The sequence below is a fragment of the Mangrovactinospora gilvigrisea genome (genome assembly GCF_001879105.1).
Classification (GTDB): domain Bacteria; phylum Actinomycetota; class Actinomycetes; order Streptomycetales; family Streptomycetaceae; genus Mangrovactinospora; species Mangrovactinospora gilvigrisea.
On sequence record NZ_MLCF01000172.1, the window covers coordinates 1 to 6,429 of the forward strand.

Sequence of the window (6,429 nt, forward strand, 5' to 3'; positions counted from 1 at the left end):
CCGTGAAGACGGTGGAGAGCCATGTGTCGGCGGTGCTGCGGAAGTTGCAGCTGAGCAACCGTCACGAGCTGACGCGGTGGGCGACGGCGCGGCGGCTCGTCTGACGTCGCGGTTCGCGCGGTGCCGGGTTCGCCGCCCCCGCCCAGGCCTCGCCTGGGCGGGGGGAGGGGCCGGGGCGGGCGTTACGCGTCGGCCGGGTGGGTGTGCTGCCAGGGGCGGCACAGGGTGAGGAAGACGGCCATGGCGAGGACCGTCGCCCCGGTGATGACGATCGCCATCGGGAGCGCGGAGCCCGTCCCGCCGAGGCCGACCAGCGGGGCGGCCGCCGCGCCGATGAGGAACTGGAGCGTCCCGAGCAGCGCGGACGCCGAGCCCGCGGAGTGGTCCGCCCTGCCCAGCGCCAGCGCCGTCGCGTTGGGCATCACCATGCCCATCGAGGCGACCATCAGCCACAGCAGGACGGCCACCGCCGTCAGCCCCGCGTCGGTGAGCGAGACCACCAGCAGCAGGCCGACGCCGGCCGCCAGCGCCAGCGCGATGCCGGTGCCGAGCAGCCGCACCAGCGAGAAGCGCCTCACCAGGACCCGCCCGTTGAGCTGGCCCATCGCCACGATGCCCACGGAGTTGACGCCGAAGAGCAGGCTGTAGGTCTGCGGCGAGGCGTGGTAGACGTCCTGCACCACGAAGGACGAGCCGCTGATGTAGGCGAACATCGCCGCGAAGGTGATGCCGCCGGCGAGGACGTAGCCGGAGAAGACGCGGTCCGCGCCGAGGCCGCGCATGGTGCGCAGCGCGGTGCGCAGCCCGCCGCGGTGGCGCCGCTCGGGCGGCAGCGTCTCGGGCAGCTTGATCGCGGCGAGCAGCAGGATGAGCGAGCCGAGGACCACCAGCAGCACGAAGATGCCGCGCCAGCTGGTGATGCGCAGCAGCTGCCCGCCGATGACCGGCGCCGCGATCGGCGCCACCCCGGAGACCAGCATCAGCGAGGAGAAGTAGCGGGCCGCCGCGACGCCGGAGTACAGGTCGCGGACGATGGCGCGGGCGATGACCACGCCGGCCGCGCCGGAGGCGCCCTGGATCAGCCGCAGCCCGGTGAGCATCGGCGCCGTCGGGGCGACGGCGCACAGCAGGGAGGCGATGACGAAGAGGACCATGCCGGCGACGAGCGGGCGGCGGCGTCCCCAGGAGTCGCTGAGCGGGCCGAGCACCAACTGCCCCAGCGCGAGGCCGGCGAGACAGGCCGTCAGGGTGAGCTGGACCGTCGAGGCGTCGCTGTGCAGGGCGTGGGTGACGGTGGGCAGCGCCGGGATGTACATGTCGATGGAGAGCGGCGGCAGGGCCGTCAGCGAGCCCAGGGTGAAGACGAGGAGTGCGCCGGTGGCGGTCTTGCGGCCGCGGTGCTCGGCGGGCGGTGTCGGTGCGCTGCTGGGGACGGGGAGGTGGGGGGCGGCGGACGCGGCCGCCGAAGTGCTCCGCTCGGGGCGAGGCATGGGGGGATGACTCCAGTCGTGGGGTCGCGGGTGTGCGGCTGGGAGGAGGGCCGGTCCGGGGATGCGGGCAGCGCTGACCGCTCGGACGGCGAGTCCGGTGGGATTTCCGGTGGATGCTCCGTACACCGTCTTACCGCACACGCCCGCGGAGAGGGAAGTCGCGGCCGGGCAACGGGAGTCACGTCACGTCAAAGGCCCGGGTCATGGGATGCCCAAGGCGGGGGAAAGGGGACGGCCGATCCGGTTGGGGGGGGATGAACCGGATCGGCCGTCGTAGTGACCTGCCGCTGGGGGGGGGAGTAGCGGGAGGCCACGCTCATGGGGAGTGGTGTCAGCCCACCACGCGAACCACTCCGTAGATCGGCATCTCGGTGATCGGACCTTCGTCCACGTAGGCGCCGGTGTGGGGGGCCTGGATCATCTTACCGTTGCCAATGTACATGGCAACGTGGCTGATGTCCGAGTAATAGAAGATCAGGTCGCCGACCTTGATGTCCGACAGCGACACGCGGTGGCCGATCTTCACCTGCTCGAAGGTGGTGCGCGGGATGGAGACCCCGGCCGCCCGGTAGGACGCCTGCATCAGGCTCGAACAGTCCCAGGAATTCGGACCGTTGGAGCCGAACACGTACGGCTCGCCGAGCTGCGCCTTGGCGAACGCCAGGGCCTTCGCCGTGATCTGCGCCGCATTCGCGGAGGAGCCGGACGAGGAGCCGCCGGAGGAACCGGAGGACGAACCGGACGAACCGCTGCCGCTGCTCTGCTGCTCCTTGGCCTTCTTGGCTGCCGCGGCGGCGATTTTGGCGGCCTGCTTGGCGGCGGCCTCCTCCTTCGCCTTCTGCTCGGCGGCCAGCTTCGCCTTCTGCTGGGCCGTCAGATGCTTCAGCAGGTCCTGCGACTGCTTCAGCTTGGCGAGCACCGAGCGCTTGGCGGCGGCCGCCTTGGCCTGCTCCTTCTGCAGCTCGGCCAGCTTGCTGTTCGCCGCGGTGGCGCTCTGCTGCACCTGGGCGCGGTCGTGGACGTACTGCTTGAGCGTGTCCGTCTGGTTCTGGCTGACCTGCTTGATGAGGTCCATGCCGCTCAGGTACTGCGTCGGGTCCTTGGCGAGGGCGAGCTTCATGACCTCGCTCACACCGCCGCTCTGGTACTGCGCGACGGCGAGGCGCCCGATGGCGTCCTGGGTGGACTGCATCGCCGCGGTCTTGCCGGCGAGCTTGTCCTCCAGCTTGTTGACCTGCTTCTGCAGTCCGGCGGTGCGCTCCTGCGCCTGGTCGTAGTTCTGGGTCGCGGCTTCCGACTGGTGGTTGAGCTCGTCGACCTGCTTCTGCACGTCCGCGATGGAGGGCTGCGGGTCCGCGTGACTTGCCTGGGCCATCACCGTGACGGTGGCGAGGGCGGCGATCGTCGCGCCGGTCGCCGTCTGTCCGCCGCGCGACGCGAGGGCCGAGCGGGGCTTGCGATGCCTGCTGTGGGGCGCCATGCGGATGTGCCGCTCCTTCCGCTCGTGGCCCGGTGGGGCCGCCGCGGCCGTGGGGACGTGTCGAGCCGCTTGGGGGAGCACGCTAGACGGCAGGGGGAGGAGAGTTCGACCGGCTGACCACTTCTGATCGAAAGTTTTTGAAATTGGCGTACAACCATGACCGATTCGATCAGTAAGTGGGATCGTATGACCACAGGGCGCGGATCGAAGGGGATGCCGGCCCTCCGCTCGTCCCCGGGGGCGGTGGCCGGATCGGATCGGACGGCGGTTACGCTCGGCCCCATGGGCGTGCTTATTCAGATCTTCGTGGTGCTGCACCTGGTCGGCGTGGCCAGCCTGCTGGGCGGCTTCCTGACCCAGATGAAGCAGATCAAGGGCGGCAACACCCGCGTGACGCCGGCGATGATGCACGGCGCGCTCACGATGCTGGTGACCGGACTGGCGCTGGTCGGCCTCAACGACGGCTCCGGCCACCAGGTGGATCACGTCAAGATCGGCGTGAAGCTGGTGGTGCTCCTGGTGATCCTGGGCCTGGTGTACGTGAACCGCGGCAAGGAGAAGGTGTCCACCGCGGTGACCGGTTCGATCGCCCTGCTGACACTTGCGAACATGTGCATCGCCGTGATGTGGAACTGATCGCTCGCCGATCGCTCCCTGATCACTCCCCGATCGCTCTTCGATCCACCGGCCCTCCTCGGGCCGCCCGGGCCGCCCCCGCTTGTCGTAGGGGCGGCCTAGACTTTTCGGGCGATGAGTTCTCTCTTTGACGACGTCCCCCTGACCGGGCTCCAGGAGGAGCCGCCCTCCGACGCGCCCCCGGAGGAGGAGGACGAGGCCGCGACGCCCGCCGAACCGCTGCCGGACGACCTCTTCGGGGACCTCTTCGACGGCCCCCCGCCGATGGCCTTCGGCCTCGGGCAGCCCGGTGACGAACGCCACCCCGGCGGCTACCACGGCAACGGCGCCCCGCGCACCGTCGCCGACCCCGAGGCGCTGCTCGAGGGGCTCAACGGCCCCCAGCGGGAGGCGGTCCTGCACACCGGCTCGCCGCTGCTGATCATCGCCGGTGCGGGCTCCGGCAAGACCCGGGTGCTCACCCACCGGATCGCCTACCTGCTCGCCGCGCGCGGCGTCCGGCCCGGCGAGGTGCTGGCGATCACCTTCACCAACAAGGCCGCCGGCGAGATGAAGGAGCGCGTCGAGGCGCTGGTCGGCCCGCAGGCGATGTCGATGTGGGTGGCCACCTTCCACTCCGCGTGCGTCCGCATCCTGCGCCGCGAGCACCGGCTGCTCGGCTTCAACTCCAACTTCTCGATCTACGACGCGGCCGACTCCAAGCGCCTGATGGCGCTGGTCTGCCGGGAGCTCGACCTCGACCCCAAGCGGTTCCCGCCGAAGAGCTTCAGCGCCAAGGTCTCCAAGCTGAAGAACGAGCTCGTCGACCCGGAGGGGTTCGCGGCCCTTGCCAAGGACGACTACGAGAAGAAGGTCGCCGAGGCGTACGCGATGTACCAGGCGCGGCTGCAGCAGGCCAACGCGCTGGACTTCGACGACATCATCATGACCACGGTGCACCTGCTCCAGGCCTTTCCGGAGGTCGCCGAGCACTACCGGCGGCGCTTCCGGCACGTCATGGTCGACGAGTACCAGGACACCAACCACGCCCAGTACACGCTGGTGCGGGAGCTGGTCGGCGGGGCGGCGGGGACGGATCCGGGCGCGGTGCCGCCCGCCGAGCTGTGCGTGGTGGGCGACGCCGACCAGTCGATCTACGCCTTCCGCGGCGCCACCATCCGCAACATCCTCGACTTCGAGGTCGACTACCCGGACGCCCGCACCATCCTGCTGGAGCAGAACTACCGCTCCACCCAGACGATCCTGACGGCCGCCAACGCGGTGATCGAGAAGAACAGCGACCGCCGCCCCAAGAAGCTGTGGACGGACTCGGGCAACGGCGCCGGCATCGTCGGCTACATCGCCGACAACGAGCACGACGAGGCGCAGTTCGTCGCCGAGGAGATCGACCGCCTCAGCGACGAGGGCGACGCCAGGCTGGGCGACGTCGCCGTCTTCTACAGGACGAACGCGCAGTCCCGTGTCTTCGAAGAGATCTTCATGCGGGTCGGGCTGCGCTACAAGGTCGTCGGCGGCGTCCGCTTCTACGACCGCCGCGAGGTCCGGGACGTGCTCGCCTATCTGCGGGTGCTGGCCAACCCGGAGGACGCGGTGTCGCTGCGGCGCATCCTCAACGTCCCCAAGCGCGGCATCGGCGACCGCGCCGAGGCGATGATCGAGGCGCTGGCGCTGCGCGAGCGGATCTCCTTCCCGCAGGCGCTGGCCCGGGTCGAGGAGGCCTACGGGATGGCGGCGCGCTCGATGAACGCCGTCAAGAAGTTCAACGAGCTGCTGGAGAAGCTGCGGACGGTGGCCGCGAGCGGGGCGGCACCGGCGACGGTGCTGGAGGCCGTCCTGGAGGAGTCCGGCTACCTGGCGGAGCTGCAGAACTCGACGGACCCGCAGGACGAGACCCGGGTGGAGAACCTCCAGGAACTCGCCTCCGTCGCGCTGGAGTTCGAGCAGGTCAACGAGGAGGGCACGCTTCCGGAGTTCCTGGAGCAGGTGTCCCTGGTCGCCGACTCCGACCAGATCCCGGACGCGGAGGACGGCGACGACGCCGGCGTCATCACGCTGATGACGCTGCACACCGCGAAGGGGCTGGAGTTCCCCGTGGTGTTCCTGACGGGCATGGAGGACGGGGTCTTCCCGCACATGCGCGCGATGAGCAACACGAAGGAGTTGGAGGAGGAGCGGCGGCTCGCGTACGTGGGGCTGACGCGCGCCCGGGAGCGGCTGTACGTCGCGCGGGCGGCGATGCGCTCGGCGTGGGGGCAGCCGTCGTGGAACCCGCCGTCGCGGTTCCTGGCCGAGATTCCGGCGGAGTTGGTGGAGTGGAAGGGCGGCACCCAGACGGCGGCGGCACCGCCGGAGCCGCGGGGGCGGCGCGGGCGCGGGGCCGGCGGGGCCGGCGGCGGTCGCGGGGGCAAGGCGATGACGCCGGCGGAGGCCGCGGCCGAGGCGATGGTGTCGCTGACGGAGATGAAGGGCCGCCGCAGGTCGGCGACGCCGGCGTTCGCCACGGGGAAGATGCAGGAGCGGGTGCCGGTGTCGCTCGCGGTGGGGGACCGGGTGACGCACGACCAGTTCGGGCTGGGGACGGTGGTGGAGGTGCGGGGCGAGGGCCAGAAGGCGCAGGCGACGATCGACTTCGGGGAGGGGCAGGGCACGAAGCGGCTGCTGCTGAAGTACGCGCCGGTGGAGAAGTTGTAGCGCGCCGCGGCGGCGGCTGCCGCCCGCGCGGTGCCGGCGCCCTCCGCGGCGCCCCTCCGCCCCGGCGTCCCACCGGACGCGGCGCGTCCCCCAAGCACGTACGGAGAACCACTACGAACGAGCTCGGGCGCC

At 70.9% G+C, this 6,429-nt stretch carries 5 protein-coding genes; 3 read left to right on the forward strand and 2 right to left on the reverse strand.

Annotation, left to right across the window (positions count from 1 at the left end; all coding sequences use genetic code 11):
* Positions 1-104, forward strand: a 104-nt coding sequence (locus tag BIV57_RS22820) for a LuxR C-terminal-related transcriptional regulator (RefSeq protein ID WP_139275771.1), incomplete at its 5' end; no start/stop codon positions are given.
* Between the two features lie 78 nt (positions 105-182).
* Here BIV57_RS22820 and BIV57_RS22825 read toward each other — a convergent pair.
* Both BIV57_RS22825 and BIV57_RS22830 read right to left on the reverse strand, forming a co-directional pair.
* Positions 183-1,490, reverse strand: coding sequence for a Bcr/CflA family multidrug efflux MFS transporter (locus tag BIV57_RS22825; protein ID WP_071658772.1), 1,308 nt, complete (start codon positions 1,488-1,490; stop codon positions 183-185).
* A 331-nt stretch (positions 1,491-1,821) separates the two neighbouring features.
* Positions 1,822-2,970 (reverse strand): C40 family peptidase, encoded by a 1,149-nt coding sequence (locus BIV57_RS22830; RefSeq protein ID WP_071658773.1) that lies wholly within the window; start codon positions 2,968-2,970, stop codon positions 1,822-1,824.
* A gap of 282 nt (positions 2,971-3,252) precedes the next feature.
* On the opposite strand from BIV57_RS22830, the gene BIV57_RS22835 reads away from it, so the two are divergent.
* Together BIV57_RS22835 and pcrA are read left to right on the forward strand one after the other, a co-directional pair.
* Positions 3,253-3,606 carry a hypothetical protein gene (locus tag BIV57_RS22835; RefSeq protein ID WP_071658774.1) on the forward strand — a complete coding sequence of 118 codons (354 nt, stop codon included), beginning with the start codon at positions 3,253-3,255 and terminating at the stop codon, positions 3,604-3,606.
* Positions 3,607-3,720: 114 nt separating this feature from the next.
* Positions 3,721-6,297, forward strand: coding sequence for a DNA helicase PcrA (pcrA, locus tag BIV57_RS22840; RefSeq protein ID WP_071658775.1), 2,577 nt, complete (start codon positions 3,721-3,723; stop codon positions 6,295-6,297).
* The last annotated feature ends 132 nt before the right edge of the window (positions 6,298-6,429 follow it).

Excerpts from the sequence above, each read along its gene's own strand:
- BIV57_RS22835 (WP_071658774.1), top strand. The coding sequence starts at position 3,253 with ATGGGCGTGCTTATTCAGATCTTCGTGGTGCTGCACCTGGTCGGCGTG.
- pcrA (WP_071658775.1), top strand. The coding sequence starts at position 3,721 with ATGAGTTCTCTCTTTGACGACGTCCCCCTGACCGGGCTCCAGGAGGAG.
- BIV57_RS22830 (WP_071658773.1), bottom strand. The coding sequence starts at position 2,970 with ATGGCGCCCCACAGCAGGCATCGCAAGCCCCGCTCGGCCCTCGCGTCG.
- BIV57_RS22825 (WP_071658772.1), bottom strand. The coding sequence starts at position 1,490 with ATGCCTCGCCCCGAGCGGAGCACTTCGGCGGCCGCGTCCGCCGCCCCC.